General features: G+C 65.2%; 19 protein-coding genes. 15 read left to right on the plus strand and 4 right to left on the minus strand.

Annotated elements, in window-relative coordinates; translation table 11 throughout:
- Positions 1-158 precede the first annotated feature (158 nt).
- The 3 genes from ACFOOL_RS07055 (at position 159) to ACFOOL_RS07065 (ending at position 3,605) form a co-directional block, all read left to right on the plus strand.
- Complete coding sequence (locus tag ACFOOL_RS07055; RefSeq protein WP_380096589.1) at positions 159-815, plus strand: helix-turn-helix domain-containing protein; 657 nt, start codon at positions 159-161, stop codon at positions 813-815.
- Positions 812-2,398: an ABC transporter substrate-binding protein gene (locus ACFOOL_RS07060; RefSeq protein WP_380096177.1), complete on the plus strand. Its 1,587-nt coding sequence runs from the start codon at positions 812-814 to the stop codon at positions 2,396-2,398. The genes ACFOOL_RS07055 and ACFOOL_RS07060 overlap by 4 nt, the downstream gene beginning before the upstream one ends.
- 106 nt (positions 2,399-2,504) lie before the next feature.
- Entirely contained in the window at positions 2,505-3,605 is a 1,101-nt protein-coding gene (locus ACFOOL_RS07065) for a M24 family metallopeptidase (protein WP_380096179.1), read from the plus strand.
- A gap of 88 nt (positions 3,606-3,693) precedes the next feature.
- Here ACFOOL_RS07065 and ACFOOL_RS07070 read toward each other — a convergent pair whose 3' ends face one another.
- Positions 3,694-4,365 carry a GntR family transcriptional regulator gene (locus ACFOOL_RS07070; protein ID WP_380096181.1) on the minus strand — a complete coding sequence of 224 codons (672 nt, stop codon included), beginning with the start codon at positions 4,363-4,365 and terminating at the stop codon, positions 3,694-3,696.
- 230 nt (positions 4,366-4,595) lie between these two features.
- Between ACFOOL_RS07070 and ACFOOL_RS07075 the strand changes: the two genes are divergently transcribed.
- The 7 genes from ACFOOL_RS07075 to dgoD all read left to right on the plus strand — a co-directional run bounded on the left by ACFOOL_RS07075 (position 4,596) and on the right by dgoD (position 13,988).
- The gene (locus ACFOOL_RS07075) at positions 4,596-6,515 is read left to right on the plus strand and encodes an ABC transporter substrate-binding protein (protein WP_380096183.1); all 1,920 of its coding nucleotides are present in this window, start codon (positions 4,596-4,598) and stop codon (positions 6,513-6,515) included.
- An 83-nt stretch (positions 6,516-6,598) separates the two neighbouring features.
- Positions 6,599-7,585 carry an ABC transporter permease gene (locus tag ACFOOL_RS07080; protein ID WP_380096185.1) on the plus strand — a complete coding sequence of 329 codons (987 nt, stop codon included), beginning with the start codon at positions 6,599-6,601 and terminating at the stop codon, positions 7,583-7,585.
- Positions 7,582-8,730, plus strand: a complete 1,149-nt coding sequence (locus ACFOOL_RS07085; protein WP_380096187.1) for an ABC transporter permease — start codon at positions 7,582-7,584, stop codon at positions 8,728-8,730. The genes ACFOOL_RS07080 and ACFOOL_RS07085 overlap by 4 nt, the downstream gene beginning before the upstream one ends.
- Complete coding sequence (locus tag ACFOOL_RS07090; protein ID WP_380096189.1) at positions 8,730-10,424, plus strand: ABC transporter ATP-binding protein; 1,695 nt, start codon at positions 8,730-8,732, stop codon at positions 10,422-10,424. The genes ACFOOL_RS07085 and ACFOOL_RS07090 overlap by 1 nt, the downstream gene beginning before the upstream one ends.
- On the plus strand, positions 10,421-11,629 hold the full coding sequence (gene manD / locus ACFOOL_RS07095; protein WP_380096191.1) for a D-mannonate dehydratase ManD: 1,209 nt from the start codon (positions 10,421-10,423) through the stop codon (positions 11,627-11,629). Before ACFOOL_RS07090 ends, manD begins: the two co-directional genes overlap by 4 nt.
- A gap of 28 nt (positions 11,630-11,657) precedes the next feature.
- Positions 11,658-12,812 (plus strand): mandelate racemase/muconate lactonizing enzyme family protein, encoded by a 1,155-nt coding sequence (locus ACFOOL_RS07100; RefSeq protein ID WP_380096193.1) that lies wholly within the window; start codon positions 11,658-11,660, stop codon positions 12,810-12,812.
- A 42-nt stretch (positions 12,813-12,854) separates the two neighbouring features.
- A complete protein-coding gene (dgoD, locus tag ACFOOL_RS07105) occupies positions 12,855-13,988 on the plus strand; it encodes a galactonate dehydratase (RefSeq protein WP_380096195.1) in 1,134 nt (377 codons plus the stop codon).
- A gap of 9 nt (positions 13,989-13,997) precedes the next feature.
- Here the strand turns inward: dgoD and ACFOOL_RS07110 are convergent, their stop codons facing one another.
- Positions 13,998-14,867: an AraC family transcriptional regulator gene (locus ACFOOL_RS07110; RefSeq protein ID WP_380096197.1), complete on the minus strand. Its 870-nt coding sequence runs from the start codon at positions 14,865-14,867 to the stop codon at positions 13,998-14,000.
- A gap of 143 nt (positions 14,868-15,010) precedes the next feature.
- Here ACFOOL_RS07110 and melA point away from each other — a divergent pair, with 143 nt between their 5' ends.
- Positions 15,011-16,465, plus strand: a complete 1,455-nt coding sequence (gene melA / locus ACFOOL_RS07115; RefSeq protein WP_380096199.1) for an alpha-glucosidase/alpha-galactosidase — start codon at positions 15,011-15,013, stop codon at positions 16,463-16,465.
- A gap of 187 nt (positions 16,466-16,652) precedes the next feature.
- On the opposite strand, the gene ACFOOL_RS07120 is transcribed toward melA, so the two are convergent.
- A complete protein-coding gene (locus tag ACFOOL_RS07120; protein ID WP_380096201.1) occupies positions 16,653-17,573 on the minus strand; it encodes a helix-turn-helix domain-containing protein in 921 nt (306 codons plus the stop codon).
- 214 nt (positions 17,574-17,787) lie between these two features.
- On the opposite strand from ACFOOL_RS07120, the gene ACFOOL_RS07125 reads away from it, so the two are divergent.
- From ACFOOL_RS07125 to ACFOOL_RS07140, 4 genes are all read left to right on the plus strand, one after another.
- Positions 17,788-19,812: an ABC transporter substrate-binding protein gene (locus ACFOOL_RS07125; RefSeq protein WP_380096590.1), complete on the plus strand. Its 2,025-nt coding sequence runs from the start codon at positions 17,788-17,790 to the stop codon at positions 19,810-19,812.
- A gap of 214 nt (positions 19,813-20,026) precedes the next feature.
- A complete protein-coding gene (locus tag ACFOOL_RS07130) occupies positions 20,027-21,037 on the plus strand; it encodes an ABC transporter permease (protein WP_380096203.1) in 1,011 nt (336 codons plus the stop codon).
- Positions 21,034-22,221, plus strand: coding sequence for an ABC transporter permease (locus tag ACFOOL_RS07135; protein WP_380096205.1), 1,188 nt, complete (start codon positions 21,034-21,036; stop codon positions 22,219-22,221). The genes ACFOOL_RS07130 and ACFOOL_RS07135 overlap by 4 nt, the downstream gene beginning before the upstream one ends.
- A 10-nt stretch (positions 22,222-22,231) precedes the next feature.
- Positions 22,232-23,896, plus strand: coding sequence for an ABC transporter ATP-binding protein (locus ACFOOL_RS07140; RefSeq protein ID WP_380096207.1), 1,665 nt, complete (start codon positions 22,232-22,234; stop codon positions 23,894-23,896).
- A 9-nt stretch (positions 23,897-23,905) separates the two neighbouring features.
- On the opposite strand, the gene ACFOOL_RS07145 is transcribed toward ACFOOL_RS07140, so the two are convergent.
- A complete protein-coding gene (locus tag ACFOOL_RS07145; protein ID WP_380096209.1) occupies positions 23,906-24,961 on the minus strand; it encodes an ABC transporter ATP-binding protein in 1,056 nt (351 codons plus the stop codon).
- Between the last annotated feature and the right edge of the window lie 6 nt (positions 24,962-24,967).

The following is a 24,967-nucleotide window of genomic DNA, read 5'->3' on the forward strand; positions in this document are numbered from 1 at the left end:
GCTGCTCGATCGCCACGGAAAATCCCTTTGGAACAAAAGCCTCCACGCGGATGGTACACACCGTCCACGGGAGACAGAAGCTGCATATTTCACTTCCACCATACAAGAAACTTTGCTTATATCAAAAAAATTTTGGTGAGGTCGACTTGTCCCAAGCGATGGCGAAGCAGGCGGAAGGCTATCCCCGTGTGGGGTCGCTGATCCGTGCGCGCCGCCGCCAGCAGCACATGACGCTGATGGCGCTGGGCGAGGCCGCCGAAGTGTCGGTGGGCTATCTCAGCCAGGTGGAGCGCGACCACGCCACCCCCTCGCTGGGGACGCTGGCGCAGATCGCGCGGGCGCTGGGCGTCACCATCGATTATTTCGTCGCCGCGCCCGCGACCCATACCGCCCTCTCCCGGGCCGGGGAGCGCAGCCGCTTCTCGCTGGACGGCTCTTCCATCATCTATGAGCGGCTGGGCGCCGATTTCCCCGGCAACCAGCTTTCCAGCTTCCTGATGACGGTGCCGCCCGGCTACAGTTCCGAAACCGTGGCGCATGAGGGCGAGGAAATCCTCTATGTGCTGGAGGGCGCCATCACCCAGCGCCTCGACGGCGAGGAGATGGTGATGCAGGCCGGCGACAGCCTGCATTTCCGCGGCAACCGCCCCCATTCCTGGTCCAACCACACCGACCAGCCCGCCCGGCTCCTCTGGACCGGCACGCTGGCGCTGTTTCGCTCCACGGCGCGGCCGCGTCCCGCCGTGGCGAAGTCCAAGGCCGGCGCCCACAAGCCGGCCACGAAGAAAACCAATCCCAAGGAGAAACAGACATGAAGCTCTTCCGCGCTGCCCTTCTGGCATCCGCGCTCACCCTGCCGCTGGCAGCGGGCGCGGCCCATGCCGCCACCCCCGCCGATGCGCTGGTCATCGCCCAGAACATCGACGACATCGTCGCGCTGGACCCGGCCCAGGCCTATGAATTCTCGGCCGGCGAGATCAACGCCAATCTCTACGACCATCTGGTCCAGTACGCCGCCGAGGACACCACCGTGCTGGCGCCGGGCCTGGCCACGGAGTGGGCCGCCGACGAAGCGGCCAAGACTCTCACCTTCACCATGCGCGAGGGCGCCAGCTTCGCCTCGGGCAATCCGGTGCGCGCCGAGGACGTGCATTATTCGTTCAAGCGCGTGGTGACCCTCAACCTCACCCCCGCCTTCATCCTGACCCAGCTCGGCTGGACCCCGGAAAACATCGACGAGATGGTGACCGTGGACGGCAACACCGTCACCGTGCGCTGGGACGGCGATTTCGCCTCGGCCTTCGTGCTCAACGTCCTGGCCTCGCGCCCGGGCGCCATCGTCGACGAGGTGCTGGTGCGCGAGCATGAGGTGGACGGGGACTGGGGCAATGCCTGGCTCAACACCAATTCGGCCGGCTCCGGCCCGTTCGTGCTGACCGATTACCGCCCCGCCGAACTGGTCCGCCTGACCGCCAACGAAAACTATTTCGAGGGCGCGCCGGCCATGAAGCAGGTGCTCATCCGCCACGTCGCCGAAGCCGCCACCCAGCAGTTGCTGCTGACCTCGGGCGACGTCGACATGGCCAAGAACCTCACCCCGGACCAGATCGCCGGGCTGGGCGACGACGTCAAGGTCGAGGCCTATCCGCAGGCCACGGTGCACTTCCTCTCGTTCAACCAGAAGACCGAGAGCCTGACCCCGCCGGCGGTGTGGGAAGCCTCGCGCTACCTGGTCGACTATGACGGGATGGTCGGCAGCTTCCTCAACGGGCAGATGGAAAAGCACCAGGCCTTCTGGCCCAAGGGCTTCCCCGGCTCCTATGACGAGACGCCCTACAGCTACGACGTGGACAAGGCCAAGCAGATCCTGGCCGATGCGGGCATCCAGACCCCGATCAACGTCACGCTCGACGTGATCAATTCGGCGCCCTTCACCGATATCGCCCAGTCGCTGCAGGCCGGCTTTGCCGAAGCGGGGATCAATTTCGACATCCTGCCCGGCACCGGCGCCCAGGTGATCACGAAATATCGCGACCGGACCCACGAAGCCATGCTGCTCTATTGGGGCCCGGACTTCATGGACCCCCATTCCAACGCCAAGGCCTTCGCCTATAACGCGGACAATTCGGACGACAACTACACCGCGACCACGACCTGGCGGAACGCCTGGGCCGTGCCGCAGGAGCTCAACGACGAAGTGACCGCGGCCCTGGCCGAAGCCGACCAGGACAAGCGCAACGAGATGTATGTCGACCTGCAGAAGAAGGTGCAGGAAGACAGCCCGATCATCATCATGTTCCAGGCCGAGCTGCAGATCGCCATGGCCCAGAACGTCGAGGGCTATGTCAACGGCTCCAACTCGGACTTCGTCTATTACCGCCTCGTGACCAAGCAGTAGGCTTGCGTTCACCATTGCGGCGGCCCGGCGGGCCGCCGCTCGCGGAGCCGGGCACTCCTCCTCCTCAGCCCGGCTCCGCCACTCTTTCTTTCGGGGACAAGCATTCATGAAACCCATTCTCGCCACCCGCATGGACAAGCTGCGCGCCCGCATGGAAGCGACCGGCACCGACCTCGTCGCCATCGGTCCCTCGAGCCATATGCGCTATCTGGCCGATCTCTCGCCCCATGGCGACGAGCGCCCGGTCATGCTGCTGGTGAGCAGGGATTTCGCCGGCCTGCTGATGCCGGCGCTCAATGTCGACAGCGCCCGCCAGCACACCGACCTGCCGTTCTTCGCCTGGGCCGATGCCGATGGCCCCGACGCGGCGCTGGCGGAACTGCTCGACGCGACCGGCATCGACCGGGCGGCGCCCTCCATCGTCCTCGACGAGACCATGCGCGCCGACTTCGCGCTGCTGGTGCTCGACGCGCTGCCCGGCGCGCGCCGGCGCTTCACCGCCGACACGGTGGGCTATCTGCGCTCGCGCAAGGATGCAGCGGAATATGAGCTGCTCAAGGCCTCGGCCCGGCTCAACGACCGCGCCATGCAGGCGGGTTTCGCCGCGCTGCGCCCCGGCGTCACCGAATTGGAGGTGGCGCAGGCCATCCGCGATTTCTACAAGGCCAATGGCGCCACCACCGAATTCTGCTCGGTCTGCTTCGGCCCCAATGGCGCCTTCCCGCACCACCATACCGGCACGACCCGGCTCAAGCCGGGCGACGCCGTGCTGATCGATACCGGCGGGCGCATCGGCGGCTATCCCTCCGACATGACGCGGGTGGGCTATTACGGCAGCGCTCCCGAGGGGTTTGCGGAGATCCACGCCATTCTCGACCGCGCCGTCGCGGCGGCCATCGAAGCTGCCGTTCCCGGGGCGAGGGCCAGCGCAGTGGACAAGGCCGCCCGCGACGTCATCGCGGCGGCCGGCTACGGGCCCAATTTCCTCCACCGCACCGGCCACGGGCTGGGCATCGACATCCACGAAGCGCCCTATATCACCGCCAGCAGCGACACGGTGCTGGACGAGGGCATGGTGTTCTCCATCGAGCCGGGCATCTATCTCGCCGGCCGCTTCGGCCTGCGGCTGGAGGAAATCGTCATCCTGCGCGACGGCAAGGCCGAAGTGCTGTCCGGCATGAAACGCGACGCGGTGGCGGCAGGATAGGGGCCTGCGGATCTATGCGCCCAGCGCTCCCTCCCCTCAAGGGGGGAGGGGAGCAAGAAGGCGCTGATCCGCTTGACAGTGAAAGCCTCTAGCTGCTGCGGCGGAGGGCGCGCATGTGTCCCACGATGTGGCGGCCCGAGCCCCGGACGTGATTGCCGATGATCTCGGCGGCACCGTCGGCGTCGCCCGCCTTCACCTTGTCGATGAGCAGGCGGTGCTCGGCGATGATGTCCTTGCGGCGGGGCCCCGAGAAGGGGAAGCGCCGGCCGATGGCGCGCAGAATCTCGCGGTGCTTCCACCACATTTCGACGGCATGGCGGTTGTAGTGCTTTTCGTACATGACCTCGTGGAAACGCGTGTCCAGCTCCGAATGCAGCGTCTGGTCACGGAAATTCAGCTCCTCGATCTCGTCCTGCACCGCTACGAGCCGGGCGATGTCCGCCTCATTGGCCATGGTCACGAACCAGGCGGTCAGATAGGGCTCGATCAGCGCTTCCATCTCGTAGATGTCGCGGGCGAAATCCTCGTCGATGGGCCGGACGCGCGCGCCCTTGTTGGGGGAGAACAGCACATAGCCCTCGCCCCGGAGCTGCTGCAGCGCCTCCCGGATCGGATTGGTGCTGGTGTTGTAATATTCGGCCAGAACCGAGGCCTTGAGGCGCTCATTGGCCTTGAGGCGCCCCTCGAGGATGTCGTCGCGGATCAGCTCGTAAAGACTGGCTTCGGCGCCCGGCGCGGGTTTCTCGGTCGATATCTGCATGTTTCGCAATGGGATAACCAATGAAGGGTCACATCTCGCATATTTTCCGAAACACGCCAAGCTGTGAAGAATGTGCCCTGTTGTTGACAGATAATGTATGATCTGTGACAGATAGTGTGTCGATGATATGGCGAAGCGCCAGCGTCGGCAAGCGGGCACATATTTCGCCCACCCGAATCTTGGGAGAAGTCCAGGCGCCTCAGGGTGCCGAAAGAGGAGGTCCTATGGACATGTTCAAACCAGGTCGCAGCCTTGCGGCCGGCGCCATCGCGCTCGCGCTGATGGCCACCACCACCCTGAGCTGGGCGCAGGAATACGGCCAGGCGCCGACGCTCGACGCGCGCGTGGAAGCCGGGGAACTGCCCCCGGTGGACGAGCGCCTGCCCGCCAATCCCTATGTGGAGACCATGGTGGACGGCGTGGGCAAATATGGCGGCACGCTGCGCACCACCATCCTGGCCAATGGCGACCACTACAATCTCACCCGCACCATCGCCAACGAGCTGCTGGTGCGCTGGAACCCCGAATGGACCGAAGTGGTCCCGTCGCTGGCCGAGGAAGTGATCGCCTCGGACGACGCCACCACCTTCACCTTCAAGCTCCGCGAGGGGCTGAAGTGGTCGGACGGCGAGCCGTTCACCGTCGACGACATCATGTTCTGGTATGAGGACGTCTTCCTCAACACCGCCCTGACGCCCGACAAGAACCCGATCTTCGTCGTCGGCGGCGAGCCGGTGGTGGTGACCAAGATCGACGAGGACACGGTCGAGTTCAAGTTCAACTCGCCCTATGGCCTGTTCCTGCAGCAACTGGCCTATGGACAGGGGCACCTGCCCGTCATCTATCCCAAGCATTATCTCAGCCAGTTCCACGAGAAGTACAATGCCGAGGGGATTCCGGACCTGCTGGCCCAGGACAGCACCGCCGCCGACTGGGTGGCGCTGTTCAACTCCAAGGTCTCGGTGACCTTCCAGCCGCCCTATTGGCAGAATCTCGACCTGCCCACGCTCAACCCCTATGTGCTGACCGTGCCCTATGCGGATTCGGACCGGGTCGAGGCGGTGCGCAACCCCTATTACTGGAAGGTCGACAGCGAGGGGAACCAGCTTCCCTATATCGATCGCGTCACCTGGGCCAAGCTCGACGATCCGCAGCTCATGCTGCTGCGCATGACCGGCGGCGAGCTCGACTTCGCCTTCCGCCACATCAACAACTCGACCTACAAGTCGGTGCTGTTCGATGGCCAGGAGACCGGCAATTACCGCTTCGTCGACGTCAAGGACCTGCCGGCCAACGACGCCACGCTGCTGCTGAACCTCAATGTTGAGGATCCGATCAAGAACGAGATCTTCAACAACAAGGACTTCCGCATCGCGCTCAGCCATGCGATCGACCGCCAGGAGATCATCGACCTGGTCTATGTCGGCCAGGGCGCGCCCTCGCAGGTGGCCCCGCAGCCCGAGCACGAACTCTACAACGAGGAAATGTCCACCCAGTACACGGAATACGATCCGGACCTGGCCAACAGCATGCTCGACGAGATCATGCCGGAAAAGGACGGCCAGGGCTTCCGCCTCGGACCCGACGGGCAGCGCTTCACCATCAACTTCATGGTGGCCGACGTGTTCGGCCTGTCCTACCCGGACATCATGCAGATGGTGCAGCAATATGCGGCCGATGTCGGCATCGACATCCAGATCCGCACCACGGATCGCGCGCGCCTCAACACCATGTGGTACGCCAACGAGCAGGACGCCTATATCTGGAACTGCGTCGGCGGTCTCTCGGAAGCCTATACCGACGTGCGCTGCTACATCCCGTTCCAGAAGGCCGACATCTTCATGGCCTCGAAATGGTCCGAATGGTACTCCGACCCCAATACGGGCGAAGAGCCGCCGCAGCGGGTCAAGGACGCCTATGACGCCTACGACGCCGTCAAGGCCGCCGTGACCGACGAGGACCGCCTGGCCAAGATGAAGGAATTCCTCGCCATCAGCGCGGATAACCTGTTCACCATCGGCATCTCGCGCCCCATGCCCAAATACATGCTGGTCAACAACGATATCAGGAATGTCGTCGAGGGCATCCCGATCACCGGCAATCTGTGGCACCCGGCGCCCACGCTCACCCAGTGGTATTTCGACCGCTGACGGGTTCCTCCCGGACGGGGGCGGCGCTCCGGCGCCGCTCCTCCTGACCGAATTCCTCCCCCCGAAACGCTGGAGACACCAGCTTGCTCAGCTTCATCGCCAAACGCATGCTGCTCGCCATCCCGACACTGATCGCAGTGTCGATCGTGGCCTTCATCATCATCCAGTTGCCGCCCGGCGACTATCTCACCACGCTGATGGCGGACTGGGCCAGCCAGGGCGGTGCGGTCGAGATGGGCACGGTCGCCGCCCTGCGCGAGCGCTACGGCCTCGACCAGCCCATGTATGTCCAATACTGGAAATGGGTGTCGGGCATCGTGCTGCGGGGCGATTTCGGCATCTCCTTCGAGCTCAACCGCCCGGTCACCGACATCATCTGGGGGCGTCTCGGCTTCTCGTTCCTGCTGGCCTTCCTGACCCTGTGCTTCGTCTGGGCGCTGGCCATCCCCATCGGCATCATCTCGGCGGTCCGCCAGTATTCGATCACCGATTACGGCGTCACCTTCATCGCCTTTTTCATGCTCGCCGTGCCCGATTTCCTCATGGCGCTGGTGGCCATGTACGTGCTCTCGACCTTTTTCGGCCAGAGCGTGGGCGGGCTGTTCTCGCCCGATTTCGTCGATGCGGCCTGGAGTTGGCCGCGCCTGCTCGATTTCGCCGCCCATGTCTGGCTGCCGGTCGTGGTGATCGGGCTGGGCAGCCTGGCGGCGCTGGTGCGGATCATGCGCGCCAATCTGCTCGACGAGCTGCACAAGCCCTATGTGACCACCGCCCGCGCCAAGGGCATGTCCGAGCTCGAACTGCTGCTGCGCTATCCGGTGCGCATGGCGCTCAACCCGCTGATCTCCACCCTGGGCTGGATCCTGCCGGCGGTGGTTTCGGGGGAAATCATCGTCTCGGTGGTGATGAGCCTGCCCACCGCCGGTCCGCTGCTGCTGCGCGCCCTGCTGGCCCAGGACATGTATCTGGCCGGCTCGCTCATCCTGCTCATCTCCGTTCTGACCATTATCGGCACGCTGATCTCCGACATGCTGCTGGCTCTCGCCGATCCCAGGATTCGCCTGCAATGACCGACACCACCCAATTGCCCGAAACCGATCCGGCGGCGCTCAACCCGCAAAGCGCGGAAATGGCCGTCGCCGGCCAGTGGAAGCTGTTCTGGCTGAAATTCGTCAAGCACCGCATCGCCGTGCTCAGCCTGTTCGTCGTGCTGTTCCTCTATCTGGTGGCGGCACTGGCCGATTTCATCGCCCCCTATGATCCCAACCAGACCAATTCGCGCTACACCTATGCTCCGCCGCAGGCGCTGGGCCTGTTCATCGACGGCAGCTTTTCGCCCCACGTCACCGGGCTCGACATGGAACTCAACACCGAGTCCATGCGGCGCGAATTCTTCCCCAATCCCGACGCGCCGGTGAAGGTGGGCTTCTTCGTGCCCTCCGAGCCCTATGCGCTGCTGGGCTTCATCCCCATGCAGCACAAGCTGATCGGCACCATCGACGCCCGGCCCACCGATTCCATGTATCTGTTCGGAGCCGACCGGCTGGGGCGGGACATCTTCTCGCGCGTCGTGCACGGCGCCCGCGTCTCGCTCTCGATCGGCCTGGTCGGGGTGTTCCTCAGCCTGATCCTGGGCGTGACCATCGGCGGCATCTCGGGCTTTTTCGGCGGCGTGGTGGATACGGTCATCCAGCGCATCATCGAATTCCTGCGCTCCATCCCCACCATCCCGCTGTGGATGGGCCTCGCCGCGGCCATTCCGCTGTCCTGGCCCCCGATCCAGACCTATTTCGTCATCACGCTGATCGTTTCGCTGATCGGCTGGACCTCGCTGGCCCGCGAGGTGCGCGGACGCTTCCTGTCGCTGCGCAACGAGGATTTCGTCATCGCCGCGCGTCTCGACGGGATGAGCGAGATCGGGATCATCTTCCACCATCTCGTCCCCTCCTTCATGAGCCACATCATCGCCACGCTGACGCTGGCCATCCCCACCATGATCCTTGCGGAGACGGCACTGTCCTTCCTCGGCATCGGCCTGCAACCGCCCATCGTCTCCTGGGGCGTGCTGTTGCAGGAGGCGCAGAACATCCGCGCCGTGTCGCAGGCGCCCTGGCTGCTGTTCACGCCCGCCGCCGCCATCGTCATCTCGGTCCTGTCGCTGAACTTCCTGGGCGACGGGCTGCGCGATGCCGCCGACCCCTACGAGGCCCATTGATGAGCGCCCCCCTTTCCACCGAACCGCTGCTCAGCGTGCGCAATCTCGCCGTGCAGTTTCCCACCCGCACCGGCCTCGTGAAGGCGGTGGACGATATCTCCTTCGACCTCTATCGCGGCCGCACCCTGTGCGTGGTGGGCGAGAGCGGCTCGGGCAAGTCGGTGACGGCGCGCTCGATCCTGCAGATCGTCGACCGGCCGGGAAGAATCGTCGGCGGCTCGATGGAATTCGCCCGCGCCGACGGCAGCACGGTCGATCTCGCCCGGCTCGACCCGCGCGGCCGGCAGATCCGCGCCATTCGCGGCGGCGAGATCGCCATGATCTTCCAGGAGCCGATGTCCTCGCTCTCGCCCATCCACCGGGTGGGCGAGCAGATCGGGGAAATGCTGCGCATCCATTTCGGCACGCCCAAGACGGAGCGGCGCGAGCGGGTGATCGACCTGCTCAAGCAGGTGGAAATCCCCCGGCCCGAGGAAGCGGTCGACCGCTATACGTTCGAATTTTCCGGCGGCATGCGCCAGCGCGTTATGATCGCCATGGCGCTGGCGTGCAATCCTTCCATGCTGATCGCCGACGAGCCGACCACGGCGCTCGACGTGACCACCCAGGCCGAGATCCTGGCGCTGATCAAGCGCCTGCAGGTGCAGCACGGCATGGCGGTGATGTTCATCACCCACGACATGGGCGTGGTGGCCGAGATCGCCGACGAAGTGCTGGTGATGTATCGCGGCAAGGTGATGGAGCGCGGGCCGGTCGACCAGATCTTCCATACGCCGGAAAACGACTACACCAAGATGCTCATCGGCTCGGTGCTCAAGCTGGAGAGCAAGTCGGAACTGCGCCTCAACCGCAGCGCTCCGGAGATGGCGCCCGAGACGCTGCTGGAGGTCAGGGATCTCAGCCTGACCTTCCCCACCGGCCTCAAGGCGCTGGATGGCGTGTCGCTGTCGGTGGTGCCGGGAGAAACGCTGGGCATCGTGGGCGAGAGCGGCTCGGGCAAGACCACGATGGGGCGGTGCCTCCTGCGCGTTTACGATCCCCAGAGCGGAGTGATGAATTTCCGCCGCGCCGACGGCTCCACCGTCGATCTGCGCATGGCGGGCGGCGAGACGCTGCGCGCCGCGCGGCGCGATATCCGCATGATCTTCCAGGACCCGGTGGGCTCGCTCAATCCGCGCAAGACCGTGGCCGACATCATCGGCGAGCCCCTGCGCCTCGCGCGCCTGGCCCGCGGCAAGGAGCTGGACGATCGCGTCGCCGCGCTGATGCAGCAGGTGGGGCTCGACCCGGCCTGGCGCGAGCGCTATCCGCACGCCTTTTCCGGCGGCCAGCGCCAGCGCATCGGCATCGCCCGGGCCATCGCCGTCAAGCCGCGCCTGATCGTGGCGGACGAAGCCACCTCGGCACTCGACGTGTCGCTGCGCAGCCAGATGCTCGACCTGATGATGCAGTTGCAGGACGAGATGAGCCTGTCCTTCATCTTCATCTCCCACGACATGTCGGTTATCCGCTACATGTGCGACCGGGTCGCGGTGATGTATCGCGGCCAGATCGTGGAGACCGGCACCACCGAGGCCGTCACCCAGAACCCGCAGCACGCCTATACCCAGGCGCTGCTGTCGGCGATCCCGCATCCCGATCCGCGCGACCGGCGCCTGCAGGACCGTTTCCGCTACCAAGAGACCTCCCCGTGAAGATCACCGATATCAAAGTCATCGTCTGCTCGCCCGGACGCAATTTCGTCACCGTCAAGATCATGACGGACCAGGGGCTCTACGGCGTGGGCGACGCCACCCTCAACGGCCGCGAGAAGGCCGTGGTGGCCTATCTCGAGGAGCATGTCATTCCGTGCCTGATCGGCCGGGACGCCAGCCGCATCGAGGAAATCTGGAACTATCTCTATCGCGGCGCCTATTGGCGGCGGGGCCCGGTGACCATGTGCGCCATTGCCGGCATCGACACGGCGCTGTGGGACATCAAGGCCAAGGCGGCCAATATGCCGCTCTACCAACTGCTCGGCGGCGCCTCGCGCGAGCACGTGCTGGCCTATACCCACGCCCAGGGCACCGACATCGCCGAATGCGTCGACGCAGTGGGGGCGCGGCTCGGTGAAGGCTTCAAGGCGGTGCGCTGCCAGACCGGCATTCCCGGCCTGCGCGACGTCTATGGCACCGGCAAATATTCGGTGACCACCAATGCCGCGCAGGACGCCATGCCGCGCGAGGAAAGCTGGTCCACCCCCAAATATCTCTCTTACGTGCCGGGCCTGTTCGATCGCGTCCGCGCCGAATTCGGCGAGGACGTGCACCTGCTGCACGACACCCATCACCGTCTCACCCCCATCGAGGCAGCGCGGCTCGGCAAGGACCTCGAGCCCTATCGCCTGTTCTGGCTCGAGGACAGTGTGGCGGCCGAGCATCAGGAAGGCTTCCGCCTTATCCGTCAGCACACCACCACTCCCCTGGCGGTGGGCGAGGTGTTCAACACCATCTGGGACGCCAGGCTGCTGATCGAGGAGCAGCTCATCGACTATATCCGCATGACCGTGGTGCATGCCGGGGGCGTTTCGGCGATGCGCCGGGTGATGGATTTCGCCGCCGTCTACAATGTGCGCACCGGCTGCCACGGCGCCATGGACATGTCGCCCATCTGCCTTGGGGCGAACCTGCATCTCGACCTGTGGGCGCCCAATTTCGGCATCCAGGAGTATTCCGGCTACCTGCCCGAGATCGAGGAAGTGTTCCCCCATGCCTGGAGCCTCAGCGAGGGCATGCTGCATCCGGGCGACGCCATCGGCCATGGCGTCGATATCGACGAGAAGCTGGCCAAAAAATATCCCTATCAGCGCGCCTATCTGCCGGTGAACCGTCTCGAAGACGGCACGCCCTGGCACTGGTGAGACCATTTTACTTTTTGCAGGCACAACGATGAAAATCACCGCCATTCGCTGCTATCCGGCCTGGATCGGCATCCGCAACCAGCTTCTCGTCAAGATCGAGACCGATGAAGGCGTTTTCGGCTGGGGCGAAAGCGGCCTGTCGGGCCGGGAAAAGGCCGTGGTCGGCGCCATCGAGCATTTCGCCCAGTTCCTCGTGGGGGCAGACCCCTTCCGCATCGGCGCGCTCTGGCAGGACATGTATCGCAGCCAGTATTTCGAGGGCGGGCGCGTCCTCCAGGCGGCGATCTCGGCCATCGACATCGCGCTTTACGACATCAAGGGCAAGGCGCTGGGCGTGCCGGTCTACGAACTGCTCGGCGGCAAGCAGCGCGATTTCATCCCCACCTTCGCCTCGACCTCCGCCGCGCCCGGCCCGGAAATGATCGAACAGGCGCAGATGCTGGTGGAGGCCGGCTGGACGGCGATGCGCCTTTCGCCATCGGGGCACGAGGCCACCGAAATCTACGAGCCGCGCGAACATCTGGCCACCACCGCCAAATGGTGCGTCAAGGCGCGCGAGGCGCTGGGCGAGGACGTCGTGCTGGGCATCGACTACCACCATCGGCTCAGCGTCGCCGAGACCGCCTCCTTCTGCCAGAAAATGCCCAGCGGCACGCTGGATTTCCTCGAGGAGCCGATCCGCGACGAGACGCCCGAGGCCTATGAGGCGCTGCGGCGCATGACCGACGTGCCCTTCGCCATCGGCGAGGAATTCGCCTCCAAATGGCAGTTTCTGCCCTTCATCGAGCGCGACATCCACCAGTACAACCGGCTCGACGTGTGCAATGTGGGGGGTCTCACCGAAGCCATGAAGGTCGCCGGCTGGAGCGAGGCGCATTATGTGGACATGATGCCCCACAATCCGCTGGGGCCCATCTGCACCGCCGCCACCGTGCATTTCGCCGCCGCCGTCGCCAATTTCTCCTGGCTCGAAACGCGGTCCTCCCCGGCCGAAACCCATCTGGGCTTCGACAGTTCGGAATTCTTCCCGGTGCAGCCGCGCCTCGAGGGCGCGCGCTATCCGGTGTCGGATGCCCCGGGCCTGGGCGTCGAGGTCAACGAGGAGCTGCTGGCCAAGCAGGAATTCCGCTATTGGCAGGCGCCGCGCCTTAAGCGCCGCGACGGCTCCGTGACCAATTGGTAGCCGGCTCCCGCCGGCTCCGTCCCTTTCTGTGAGACCCTAGAAATGAAGATCGTTTCCGTGACGCCCTACCTGGTCAAGGAGTGGCGCACCATGCTGTTCGTCAAGGTCGAGACCGACGAGGGCATCGTCGGCATCGGCGAAGGCGGGCTGACCTCGCGCGAGCAGGGCGTCGCCGGCATCGTCGAGGCGCTGGCGCCGCTGCTGGTCGGGGCCGACCCGATGCGCACCGAACATCTCTGGCAATTGATGTGGCGCAGCGGCTTCCACCCCTCCAACCAGGTGCTGACCGCCGCCATCGCCGCCATCGACATCGCCCTGTGGGACATCAAGGGCAAGGCGCTGGGCGTGCCGGTCTATCAATTGCTCGGCGGCAAGGTGCGCGACAAGGTGGATACCTATTGCCACATGGCGGCGTCCTCGCCCGAGGAACTGCTCGACATCGCCCGGCAGCGGGTGGCGGAGGGCTGGAACTGCCTGCGCTGGGACAGCGGCCCCTTCGGCGGCTCGCTCTACGAGCCGGTCAAGGCCGTGGACTGGACCATCGAGGCCTTCCGCCTGCTGCGCACCGAACTGGGGCCCGAGATCGAGCTGGCCTTCGACGCCCATACCCGCACCAGCGTGCCCGATGCGGTGCGGCTGTGCCGGGGCGTCGAGCCCTATCGGCCGATGTTCATCGAGGACCCGCTGCGCATCGAAAATCCCGAATCCTATCGAAGGCTGCGCGACCAGACCGCCGTTCCCATCGCGGCGGGCGAGCAGCTCGGCACCAAGTGGCAGTTCCGCGCGCTGATCGAGGAGGAACTGATGGACTATGCGCGCATCGACATGTGCATCGCCGCCGGCTTCACCGAATCCCGCAAGATCGCCGGCTGGTGCGAGACCCATTATATCGATATCGCCGTGCACAACCCCATCGGCCCCGTATCGACCGCAGCCTGCCTGCATCTCAACCTGGCGACGCCCAACATGCTGGTGCAGGAATTGCCGCGCCGGCCGGGCGAAAGCCTTGCCGACGTCATCGTCAGCAAGCACCGCTGGGAAGATGGCTGGCTCTATGCCTCCGACGAGCCCGGGCTGGGGCTGGAGGTGGATTGGGACGGGCTGGCCCGCTATCCCTTCCAGCACGAAAGCCTGCCGATTTTCTACCGTGAGGACGGCGCACTCACCAATTGGTGAGCGACACTTTTATTCCCCCGCCTCGAAGCGGGTGGCGCGGTAGGCGAGGGGGGTGGTGCCGCGGTGGCGGCGGAACACCTTGGCGAAATAATTGCCGTCGGCGAAGCCGGTGAGGGCGGCGATGTCGCCCACGGTCATCTCCGTCGCCAGCAGCAGGCGCTCCGCCCGGGCCAGGCGCCGGGCGAGCACGAAGCCGGAGGGCGGCTGGCCGGTGGCCGCGGTGAAGCTGCGCACGAAATGGGCCCGGCTCATCTCGGCGATCGCGGCGAGCCGCTCTACCTGCAGGGGGGCGGCCAGATCGTCCTCGATATGGGCGACCACCCGCCCGATGGAGCGGGGCAGGGCGTGCTCCGGCGGAGGACGGGAGCCGAAGACGCCGTCATGCAATGCCGCCATCGCCTCATAGGCGATGGTGGAGACCTGCCCCGGCGTCGGATCGCCAAGGGTCAGTGCCTTGAGCGCGGCTCCGGCGAGGCGATCGATCTGGCCCGCTTCCAGGCCCAGCACCGGGCCGGAGCGGTCGAGGATCTCCCGGGCCAGCCGCAAGGCCTCGCGCCCGTTGAGCAGCAGCCAGAAATACTCCCAATGCCCGCCGCGCTCGAGAAAATAGCGATGCGCATGCGGCATGGCGACCAGCATGGTTTTTCCCGGCGTCAGCCGGTACTGCGCCCCGGCGTGGTCGAGCCTTCCCTCGCCCAGCAGCGTGTGCTGGATGACCAGGAAGGGCGCGGTGCCGCGCTTGAGCCCGTCCCAGGAATAGACCTCGTTGCGGCGCTGCTCATAGCCGGCCGCAGCCAGCATGCAATGCAGCGGCGCGGCACTGCGCGGCAGCGCCGGGCGGACGATGTCGAAGCCATGGTCGAGAAGCAAGGAAAGCACAGAATTACCCGCTTTGGCACAAGCTTTCTCTACACGGACGGCGCCCGGGGCGCTAGCACTCTTATGGGGCAGGCCCGCGTCGCCGTGCCGCCCGGAAGGTTTGGAACGGGGCCGGCGCGCCTGCCGGACGGGGGAGGGAAACCATGGCATTCAAGGTAGCGGTCATCGGCGCCGGCTCGGTCGGCTTCACCAAGACGCTGATTTCGGACCTGCTCAAGGTGCCCGAATTCGCCGAATGCGAATTCGCCCTCACCGACATCAACCCGCACAATCTCGACATGGTGCGGCAGATCATCGAGACCATCGTTTCGGTCAACAGGCTGCCCGCCAGGGTGACCGCCACCACCGACCGCCGCGAGGCGCTGGCGGGCGCGCGCTACATCATGAGCTGCGTGCGGGTGGGCGGGCTTGAAGCCTTCGCCACCGATGTCAACATTCCGCTCAAATACGGCGTCGACCAGTGCGTGGGCGACACCATCTGCGCCGGCGGCATTCTCTACGGCCAGCGCAACATCCCGGTGATCCTCGATTTCTGCAAGGATATTAGGGAAGTGGCCGAGCCGGGCGCGCTGTTCCTCAACTATGCCAACCCCATGGCCATGAACACCTGGGCCGCCGACCTCTATGGCGGGGTCAATGTGGTGGGGCTGTGCCACGGCGTGCAGCACGGCGCCCACCAGATCGCCCAGGTGCTGGGCGTCGAGGACGGCGAGCTCGATTATGTCTGCTCGGGCATCAACCACCAGACCTGGTATATCGATATCCGCGCCAAGGGGCGGAAAATCGAAAAGGACGAGCTGATCGCCGCTTTCGAGCGCCACCCCGTCTATTCCAGGCAGGAAAAGGTGCGTATCGACGTGCTCAAGCGCTTCGGGGTCTATTCCACCGAAAGCAACGGACATCTGAGCGAATATCTGCCCTGGTATCGCAAGCGCCCCGAGGAGATCGGCCGCTGGATCGACATGAGCGACTGGATCCACGGCGAGACCGGCGGCTATCTGCGCTACTCGACCGAGCGCCGCAACTGGTTCGAAACCGATTTCCCGATGTTCAAGGAACAGGCCGGCAAGCCGCTCTCGGAATATAAGCGCACCAGCGAGCACGCCAGCTACATCATCGAGGCGATGGAAACCGGCCGCGTCTATCGCGGGCATTTCAACCGCCGCAACAATGGCATCATCACCAATCTGCCCGATGACGCCATCATCGAGAGCCCGGGCTATGTCGACCGCTTCGGCATCAACATGATCGAGGGCATCACCCTGCCCACGGCCTGCGCCGCCACCTGCTCGGTCTCGGTCTCGGTGCAGCGCCTGTCGGTGGAGGCGGCCATGAGCGGCGATATCGACACGCTCAAGCTCGCCGTGCTGCACGATCCGCTGGTCGGGGCCATCTGCACCCCGGACGAGGTCTGGGCCATGGTCGACGAAATGGTCGTGGCGCAGGCGCAATGGCTCCCCCAATATGCCCATGCCGTCCCGGCGGCGAAGGAGCGCATGGCCAAATCCACGGTGCGGACCCGCGACTGGGAAGGCGCCGCCCGCAAGCGCGTCCGCTCGGTGGAGGAATTGCGCGAGATGAGCGGGGCGCATCACTGAGCATGCTATCGCCTTGCGAAAGCAATCGCGCCGAGTTTGAATGGGTGGATTATCATTAGATCATTTCACCGTTTCTACTAAACGGTGAAATGATCTATGTAGCCCGCTATGGCTACGCCTCCGAACGGGGCGAGGTCTTCATCCTGCGCATCTGGCATCAGCGCGAGGCAGGCCTGCCATAGCCCCTTCAGCCGATTTCGTTGCGGCGCATCTGGCTGGGGGTCATGCCATAGGCCTTGCGGAAATGCTCGTAGAACTGGGTCTGGCTAGAAAAACCGGCATGGAAGGCGATGTTGGCGACGGCCAGATTGCTGTCGAACAGCAGGCTGCGGGCGCGGATGAGGCGCATGCGGGTGACGAATTTGCGGATGGAGATATGCATCACCTTGGTGAACAGATTGGTGGCGTAATTGGGATGCAGGCCCACCACCGCGGCGATCTCCTCCACCGATAATGGATCGGTGATGTTCTCGACGATGTGGCGCACCATGCGCACCACATAGCGCACCGGGCTGGCGGTGCGGCTGCGCAGGCCGGATTTCTCGACCCAGGCGGGCAGCAGCGTATCCCAGCCGGTGATGGCGGCGCGGCGGAACATGGTGCCGATCTCGGCCCGCACCAGATCGGAACGCAGCGAATTGCCGCTGCGGTAATCCATGTGCCAGCGCTCCAGCGTTTCGAGCCCGATGCATTCGGGCGCGAGCTGGATGACGCCGCCGCCCATCAGCGTCTCGGTGAGCCGGCCGAGCTGCGGCATTTCCAGAAACGCGTCCATGGGCAGGTAGATATTGAGCTGGCGCGCCGTTTCATCGGCGTCGAGCCGCACCGTCTGGTGCGGAATGCCGGCCCAGAAGGCGACGAGGCGGTGGGGACCGACGCGCACCGGCCCGCCATCGAACGCGTAATCCATGGAGCCGGCGGTCAGCCAGTTGAACTCGATATGGCCGTGGCTGTGGGGATGCGGCATGAGCTGGGGCGGGAACATCCTGATGCCGAACCGGCCGAACGCCTTGCCCGAGGCGTAAAAGCTCCGGTCGGGGCGGGGGGTGGGCCGAGGGGCCTTTTCACGCGGGCGCGCGGGGCGGGACGCGGTGGCCTCGAGGGTCATGGTTTTCGCTCGCACTTCTTAGAGAACCGGAAACAGTCACTATCATTCCGGATTGAAACACTATTCGCAAGGCGTAGGCTTGACCCATGCAGGAGGGGGCCGGGCAGGAGAGCCGGCCCGGGCGAAACTCGCCCATGCCTCGATGCGATGGGAGGTTCTATTGAGAAAGCATATTTATGCCCTTGGAGGGGCAGGACTTTTCCTGTCCGTGTCCATGCTGGCGCTGCCGGCGCAGGAATTGACGGGCGAGCTGCCCGATCCGCCCGAATTCGCCGCGCAGAGCGAGCCGATCTTCGTCAGCGTGACCGACATTCTCGAATACAAGGCGCTGCCCGAATATCACGAGCCGGAATGGGTCACCTCGAAATATGTCGATGCCGGCACCCTGCCGCCCGTAGCCGAGCGCCTGCCCAAGGAGCCGCTGGTCTACAAGGCCGCCAATATGCCCGACGGCATCGGCGTCTATGGCGACACCATGCGCCACGTCATCGGCGGCCGGCCCGAAGGCTGGAACTATGTCGGCGGCCAGAGCCAGGGCTGGGGCGGCATCGATATCGGCCTTTCCGAATGCCTGACGCGCACCGGGCCGCTGTTCACGGTCAAGGCCGACGAGATCGAGCCGCTGCCCAACCTGGCCAAGAGCTGGGAATGGTCCGAGGACGGCCATGAACTGACCATGCACCTCATCGAGGGCGCCAAATGGTCCGACGGCGATCCGTTCGACGCCGACGACATCATGTTCTACTGGGAGGACAACGTCCTCGATCCCAACGTCTCCCCGCTCAACGGCGCGACGCCCGAATCCTTCGGCGTGGGCACGACGCTGGAGGCCGTCGACGCCTATACGATCAAGTGGACCTTCCAGGAAGCGTTCCCCACGCAATATCTCTATACCATGGCCTATGGCACCTTCTGCCCCGGCCCCAGCCATATCCTCAAGCCCGAGCACCCGAACTATTCGGACAACACCTACGAGCAGTACAAGAACGCCTTCCCGCCCGAATATATGAACATTCCGGTGATGGGCGCCTGGGTGCCGGTCGAATATCGCCCCGACGACATCATCGTCATGCGGCGCAATCCCTATTACTGGAAGGTCGACGAGGCCGGAAACCAACTGCCCTATCTCAACGAGATGCATTACCGGCTCTCGACCTGGGCGGACCGCGACGTGCAGGCCGTGGCCGGCTCGGGCGACTTCTCCAACCTCGAACAGGCCGAAAGCTATGTCGAGGCGCTGCGCCGCTCGGCGGACGACACCGCTCCCGCCCGCCTGCAATTCGGCGCCCGCACCATCGGCTACGCCTTGCAGGTCAACATGTCCGGCAATGGCTGGGGCGAGCCCGATGCCCGTGCCCAGGCCATCCGCGAGCTGAACCGCGATCTCGATTTCCGCAAGGCCATCACCGTCGCCATCGACCGGCAGCGCCTGGGTGAATCGCTGGTGCGCGGTCCGTTCACCGCCATCTATCCGGGCGGCCTCTATGCCGGCACCGCCTATTACGACAAGGAGTCCACGGTCTATTACCCCTATGATCTGGAGGCGGCCAACGCGTTGCTCGACGGGCTGGGGCTGGTGGATACGGACGGCAATGGCGTGCGCAACTTCCCCGAAGGCACCGCCGGCGGCGCCGATGTGGAAATCACCCTGCTCGCCAATACCGACTACGCCACCGATACCAACCTGGCCGAGGGCGTGATGGCGATGATGGAGCCGCTGGGCCTGCGCGTCATCGCCAATTTCCAGCAGGGCAACTCCCGCGACGACATGGCCGCTTCGGGCCAGTTCGACTGGCAGGTGGTGCGCCAGGGGGCCGAAATGGTCTCTATCGTCCAGAACACGGCGGCGCTCGCCCCCACCGGCCCGCGCATCCACAGCTTCCACCGCGGCGGCTCGGACGGCACGCTCGACCTGCTGCCCTTCGAGGAGGAACTGGTGGCCCTGGTGAACAAGTTCGTCACCACCAGCGACAATGCCGAGCGCGCGGAGATCATGAAGGACTACCAGCGCGTCTTCACCGAGAACGTCTATTCGGTGGGGCTGACCCAGTATCCGGGCGCGCTGATCATCAACAAGCGCTTCGCCAACATCCCGGCCGGCGCCCCGATCTTCATGTTCAACTGGGCCGAGGACAACATCATCCGCGAGCGGGTCTATGTGCCCGCGGACGCCCAGGGCGATTACGAGCTGCACCCCGAAACCCTGCCGGGCGAGCCCGGCGGCGCCGGTGCGGTGTGACCACCAGCGCTTGAGCTCCTGCCTCCCTCCCCCTTGTGGGGAGGGAGAGCGAGATAGGACTTAGCCCTTCGCTAAGTCCGGGATCGAGCAGGGTGGGGGTATGGTTCCGCAAACGCGGTGCGCGTGGCCCGCCCCCACCCTTAATCCCTCCCCACAAGGGGGAGGGAGACGACTGAGACCCCGGTGCAAGTGCCGGACAGGTTAAGAGGCCCCGATGCTTCGTTTTCTGATCCTGCGCGTATTGGGCGCGATCCCGCTGCTGTTCCTGCTCAGCGTGGTGACCTTCGCCATCATCCAGGCGCCCCCCGGCGACTATGCCGACTATATCCGCTCCATGCTGATCAATCAGGGCGGCGTGCGGCCCGACCTCGCCGAAATCCAGGCCGAGGCCTACCGGCAGGCCAACGGGCTCAACGATCCGCTGATCGTGCAATATTTCCGCTGGCTGGTCGGCATCGTCACCCGCTTCGATTTCGGGCATTCGCTCTATTACAACAAGCCGGTGGGCAATGTGATCGCCGAGCGCCTGCCGCCCACCATCGCGCTGGCGCTGGTGTGCCATCTGCTGGCCTCGATCCTGGGCATCGGGCTCGGCATCGTCGCGGCCACCCGGCAATATTCCTGGACCGACACCATTCTGGGCATCATCTCCTTCATGGGCATGACCATCCCGCGCTTCCTGCTGGCCATCATCATCCTCTACGTGCTGGTGTTCCGCCTCAATGTGGGGGAGGTGGGCATGTTCTTCTCGGCCCGCTATGGCGGCGCGCCCTGGAGCTGGGACAAGTTCGTCAACCTCGTCCAGCATGTCTGGCCGGTGGTGTTCATCGCCACCTTCGGCGGGCTGGCCTACAATATGCGCGTCATGCGCGCCAACCTGCTCGACGTGCTCAATTCCCAATATGTCGAGACCGCCCGCGCCAAGGGCCTGCCCGAGGGCGCAGTGATCATGAAGCACGCCGTGCCCAATGCGCTGCACCCGCTGGTCGCCTATCAGGGCGTGGTGCTGCCCTATATGCTGACCGGCGAAATCGAGGTGGCCATCGTCTTCGGCCTCGCCACGGTCGGTCCGGCCATCGTCGGCTCCATGGCGGTCGGCGACGTCTTCGTCACCGCCAGCTTCATGCTGGTGCTCGCCACGACGCTCATCATCGGCAATATCATCGCCGACCTGCTGCTGGTCGCCCTCGATCCGCGCATCCGTCTGGGAGGGGGCCAGGAATGAGCCGCGACGACACCCAATCCTCCATTCCGCTGCCCGTCGAGCCGGGCGCCGGCCCGGCGCCGACCCCTGCCGAAGAAGCGGATACCCAGCCCGCGCTGTCCCGCTACGGCTCGGGCAACGAGACCTATGCCGCCCTGGTCTGGCGTCGCTTCCGCCGCTCGACCATGGGCATGATCGGGCTGGTGCTGGTCGTGCTGCTGCTGGTGGTGACGGTCTTTGCCGATTTCTTCGCGCCCATGGACCCCAAGGCCACCAACCTGCCCTTCGCGCCGCCGGACCTGGTCGCCTTCGAGGACCCGGAGGGCAATTTCAGCCTCATTCCCCATGTCTATCCCATCGGGGACACGGGCGAATTCGACCCCATCACCTTCCAGCCCCTGACCGGCGCGGTGAAGGACGATCCGACCCCCACCGGCTTCTTCGTCCGCGGCTACAGCTATCAGATCTTCTGGGTCATCCCCTCCGACATCCATTTCTTCGGCTCGACGGACGGCCGGCCGATCCAACTGCTGGGCACCGACAAGTTCGGGCGCGACATCCTTTCGCGCGGCATCATCGGCTCGCGCATCAGCCTGATGATCGCGCTGGCGGTGGTGACCATGACCACCGTGGTGGGCACCATGGTGGGCATCACCTCGGGCTATATCGGGGGCGCCTTCGACGCCTGGGTGCAGCGTTTCGTCGAATTCGTGCTCGCCTTCCCGCAATTGCCGCTCTATCTGGCGCTGACCTCGCTGATCCCGGTGACGGCGCCCTCCAATGTCTTCCTCACCTTCGTGATCTTCGTCATGGCGGCGCTGGGCTGGGCCCAGCTCAGCCGCGAGGTGCGCTCGAAAACCCTGTCGCTGGCGCGCATCGAATATGTGCGGGCGGCCATTGCCGTGGGCGCCTCGGACGGGCGCATCATCACCCGCCATATCCTGCCCAATGTGATGAGCCACATCATCGTGGCGGTGACCCTGGCCATTCCCACCGTGGTGCTGCTGGAAAGTTTTCTCGGCTTCCTGGGCTTTGCGGTGAAGCCGCCGCTGATTTCCTGGGGGCTGATGCTGCAGGATACCGGCACCTTCTCGGTGATCGGCTCCTATCCCTGGATCCTGTCGCCGGTCGCCTTCGTGCTGATCACCGTCTTCGCCTTCAACGCGCTGGGCGATGGCCTGCGCGATGCGGTCGACCCCTATTGAGGAACGCCGGATGACCCCGAACGACTTCGCCCCCGCCGAACGGCTCGATCTGGGCACCCATGGCCGGGAACTCATCCTCGACGCCCGCAATGTCGGCGTCGACTTCAAGGTGGAGGGCGGCGTGGTGCATGCGGTGCGCGACGTCTCCTTCCAGTTGCACAAGGGCGAGACCATCGCGCTGGTGGGCGAGAGCGGCTCGGGCAAGTCGGTCACCGCCCGCACGCTGATGAAGCTGCTGACCAAGCGGGCGCGCATCCTGCCCGAAACCCGCATCACGCTTTCGGGCAAGGACGTGGTGGCCATGGGCGACCGCGAGATGCGCAAGCTGCGCGGCAACGACATCGCCATGATCTTCCAGGAGCCGATGAGCTCGCTCAACCCGGTCTATACGATCGGCCAGCAGATCTGCGAGATCATCCACCTGCACAATCGCGTCTCGGCGCGCGAGGCCATGAGCCGCGCCGAAAAACTGCTCGAAGAAGTGCAGATCCCCGATCCGGGGGCGCGCCTCAAGCAATATCCCCACCAGCTCTCGGGCGGGCAGCGCCAGCGGGTGATGATCGCCATGGCCCTGGCCAACCGCCCCGACGTCCTCATCGCCGACGAGCCCACCACGGCGCTCGACGTGACGGTGCAGGCGCAGATCCTCAACCTGATCAAGGACCTCAAGGACAAATACGGCATGGCGGTGATCCTCATCACCCATGACCTCACCATCGTCCGGCAGTTCTCGGACTATGTCTATGTGATGCAGAACGGGCGGGTGCAGGAACACAATGCCACCGAGGCGCTGTTTTCGGAGCCCCGGCACCCCTACACCAGGCATCTTCTGGCCTCCGAGCCGCGCGGCACGGCGCTGCCACTGCCCGAGGGCAAGCATGAAACCGTGCTCGAGGGCCGGGAGGTCAGGGTCACCTACACGCTGCGGCGCGGCGGTTTCTTCCGCCCCGATTTCTTCGATCTCAAGGCCGTCGACAATCTCGATATCGAGCTGATGCGGCACGAAACGCTGGGGATCGTGGGGGAAAGCGGCTCGGGCAAGACCACGTTCGGCCAGGCGCTGATCCGGCTCATCGGCAATCAGGGCGGGCAGATCTGGTTCGATGGCGAGCGCATCGACACCAAGGACCGCGCCGCCATGCGACCGCTGCGCTCGCGCATGCAGATCGTCTTTCAGGACCCCTTTGCCAGCCTCAACCCGCGCATGTCGATCCGCCAGATCATCGAGGAGGGGCTGATCGTCAACGGGATCGGCGCCAATGCGCGGGAACGGGGCGACCGGGTCCGCCAGGCGCTGCGCGATTCCGGCCTGCCCGACACCATCCTGCAGCGCTTCCCGCACGAATTCTCCGGCGGCCAGCGCCAGCGCATCGCCATCGCCCGGGCCATTGCGCTCGAACCCGAGTTCATCCTGCTCGACGAGCCGACCTCGGCGCTGGACCTCTCCGTGCAGGCCCAGATCATCGACCTGTTGCGCAAGCTCCAGGACGAGCGGGGCCTGTCCTATCTGTTCATCTCCCACGATCTCAAAGTGGTGCGGGCCCTGTGCCACCGCGTCATGGTGATGCAGAACGGCCGCATCGTCGAAGAGGGACCGGTCAGCGAGGTGCTGACCAATCCCGGCACCGACTATACCGCCCGCCTGGTGCGCGCCGCCTTCGAAATCGCCGCCTGAGCCGGCGGGTCAGCGCAGCGCCCGTCCCTCCGCGTCGAACAGGTGAATGGCCTCCACCGGCACCCCGATATGGATGGTGTCGTGCAATTGCAGGTCCGGCGCGCCGTCGAGCTTGACGGTGACCGTCTCCCCGCCGGGCAGCTCCACATAGGCCAGCGCATATTCGCCGAACTGCTCGATCACCGCCAGCTTGCCGCTGAACTGCGCCGTTTCCGCGCTTGCCAGCTCCAGATGCTCGGGACGGACGCCCATGGTCGCGACCCTGGGCAATTGCGGATGGGCGAGGGGCAGGCGCCGGCCACCCGGCAGCAGCAGGCCGCCATCCTCCGGCTGCGCATCGATGAAATTCATGCGCTGGCTGGCGATGAAGCCGGCAACGAACGTGTTGACCGGCTCGCGATAGAGCTCGAGCGGGGTGCCGACCTGCTCGATGCGCCCGGCATTGAGCACCACGATGCGGTCGGCCAGCGTCATCGCCTCGACCTGGTCATGGGTGACGTAGATCATGGTGGCGTCGAGCGTGTCGTGCAGCTTGGCGATCTCCACCCGGGTCTGCGCCCGCAAGGCCGCGTCGAGATTGGACAGCGGCTCGTCGAACAGGAACACCTGCGGATTGCGCACGATGGCGCGGCCGATGGCGACGCGCTGGCGCTGGCCGCCCGACAGCGCCTTGGGCATGCGGTCGAGATAGGGCTCGATCTGCAAGATCCGCGCCGCCTCCCTGACCCTTTGCTCCACCTCGGCTTTCGGCGTCCGGGCGAGCTTGAGCCCGAAGGCCATGTTCTCGAAGACGCTCATATGCGGATAGAGCGCATAGGACTGGAACACCATGGCGATGCCGCGCTGGGGGGAGGGGATGTCGTTGACCACCCTGCCGCCGATGCTGACCTCGCCGGCGGTGATGGGTTCGAGCCCCGCGATCATGCGCAGCAGGGTCGATTTCCCGCAGCCCGAAGGCCCCACGAAGACGACGAACTCGCCCGAGCTTATGTCGAGATCGACCCCGTGCACCACCTCCAGCGCCCCATAGGATTTGCGGACTCCCCGCAGCGTGACATCGGCCATAGGCGT

It is taken from the genome of Devosia honganensis, assembly GCF_042648785.1.
Taxonomy (GTDB): domain Bacteria; phylum Pseudomonadota; class Alphaproteobacteria; order Rhizobiales; family Devosiaceae; genus Devosia; species Devosia honganensis.

Excerpts from the sequence above, each read along its gene's own strand:
- ACFOOL_RS07085 (WP_380096187.1), top strand. The coding sequence starts at position 7,582 with ATGACCGACACCACCCAATTGCCCGAAACCGATCCGGCGGCGCTCAAC.
- ACFOOL_RS07130 (WP_380096203.1), top strand. The coding sequence starts at position 20,027 with ATGCTTCGTTTTCTGATCCTGCGCGTATTGGGCGCGATCCCGCTGCTG.
- ACFOOL_RS07090 (WP_380096189.1), top strand. The coding sequence starts at position 8,730 with ATGAGCGCCCCCCTTTCCACCGAACCGCTGCTCAGCGTGCGCAATCTC.
- ACFOOL_RS07100 (WP_380096193.1), top strand. The coding sequence starts at position 11,658 with ATGAAAATCACCGCCATTCGCTGCTATCCGGCCTGGATCGGCATCCGC.
- ACFOOL_RS07075 (WP_380096183.1), top strand. The coding sequence starts at position 4,596 with ATGTTCAAACCAGGTCGCAGCCTTGCGGCCGGCGCCATCGCGCTCGCG.
- ACFOOL_RS07070 (WP_380096181.1), bottom strand. The coding sequence starts at position 4,365 with ATGCAGATATCGACCGAGAAACCCGCGCCGGGCGCCGAAGCCAGTCTT.
- dgoD (WP_380096195.1), top strand. The coding sequence starts at position 12,855 with ATGAAGATCGTTTCCGTGACGCCCTACCTGGTCAAGGAGTGGCGCACC.
- ACFOOL_RS07120 (WP_380096201.1), bottom strand. The coding sequence starts at position 17,573 with ATGACCCTCGAGGCCACCGCGTCCCGCCCCGCGCGCCCGCGTGAAAAG.
- ACFOOL_RS07055 (WP_380096589.1), top strand. The coding sequence starts at position 159 with ATGGCGAAGCAGGCGGAAGGCTATCCCCGTGTGGGGTCGCTGATCCGT.
- ACFOOL_RS07125 (WP_380096590.1), top strand. The coding sequence starts at position 17,788 with ATGCTGGCGCTGCCGGCGCAGGAATTGACGGGCGAGCTGCCCGATCCG.
- ACFOOL_RS07060 (WP_380096177.1), top strand. The coding sequence starts at position 812 with ATGAAGCTCTTCCGCGCTGCCCTTCTGGCATCCGCGCTCACCCTGCCG.
- ACFOOL_RS07135 (WP_380096205.1), top strand. The coding sequence starts at position 21,034 with ATGAGCCGCGACGACACCCAATCCTCCATTCCGCTGCCCGTCGAGCCG.
- ACFOOL_RS07065 (WP_380096179.1), top strand. The coding sequence starts at position 2,505 with ATGAAACCCATTCTCGCCACCCGCATGGACAAGCTGCGCGCCCGCATG.
- melA (WP_380096199.1), top strand. The coding sequence starts at position 15,011 with ATGGCATTCAAGGTAGCGGTCATCGGCGCCGGCTCGGTCGGCTTCACC.
- ACFOOL_RS07145 (WP_380096209.1), bottom strand. The coding sequence starts at position 24,961 with ATGGCCGATGTCACGCTGCGGGGAGTCCGCAAATCCTATGGGGCGCTG.
- ACFOOL_RS07140 (WP_380096207.1), top strand. The coding sequence starts at position 22,232 with ATGACCCCGAACGACTTCGCCCCCGCCGAACGGCTCGATCTGGGCACC.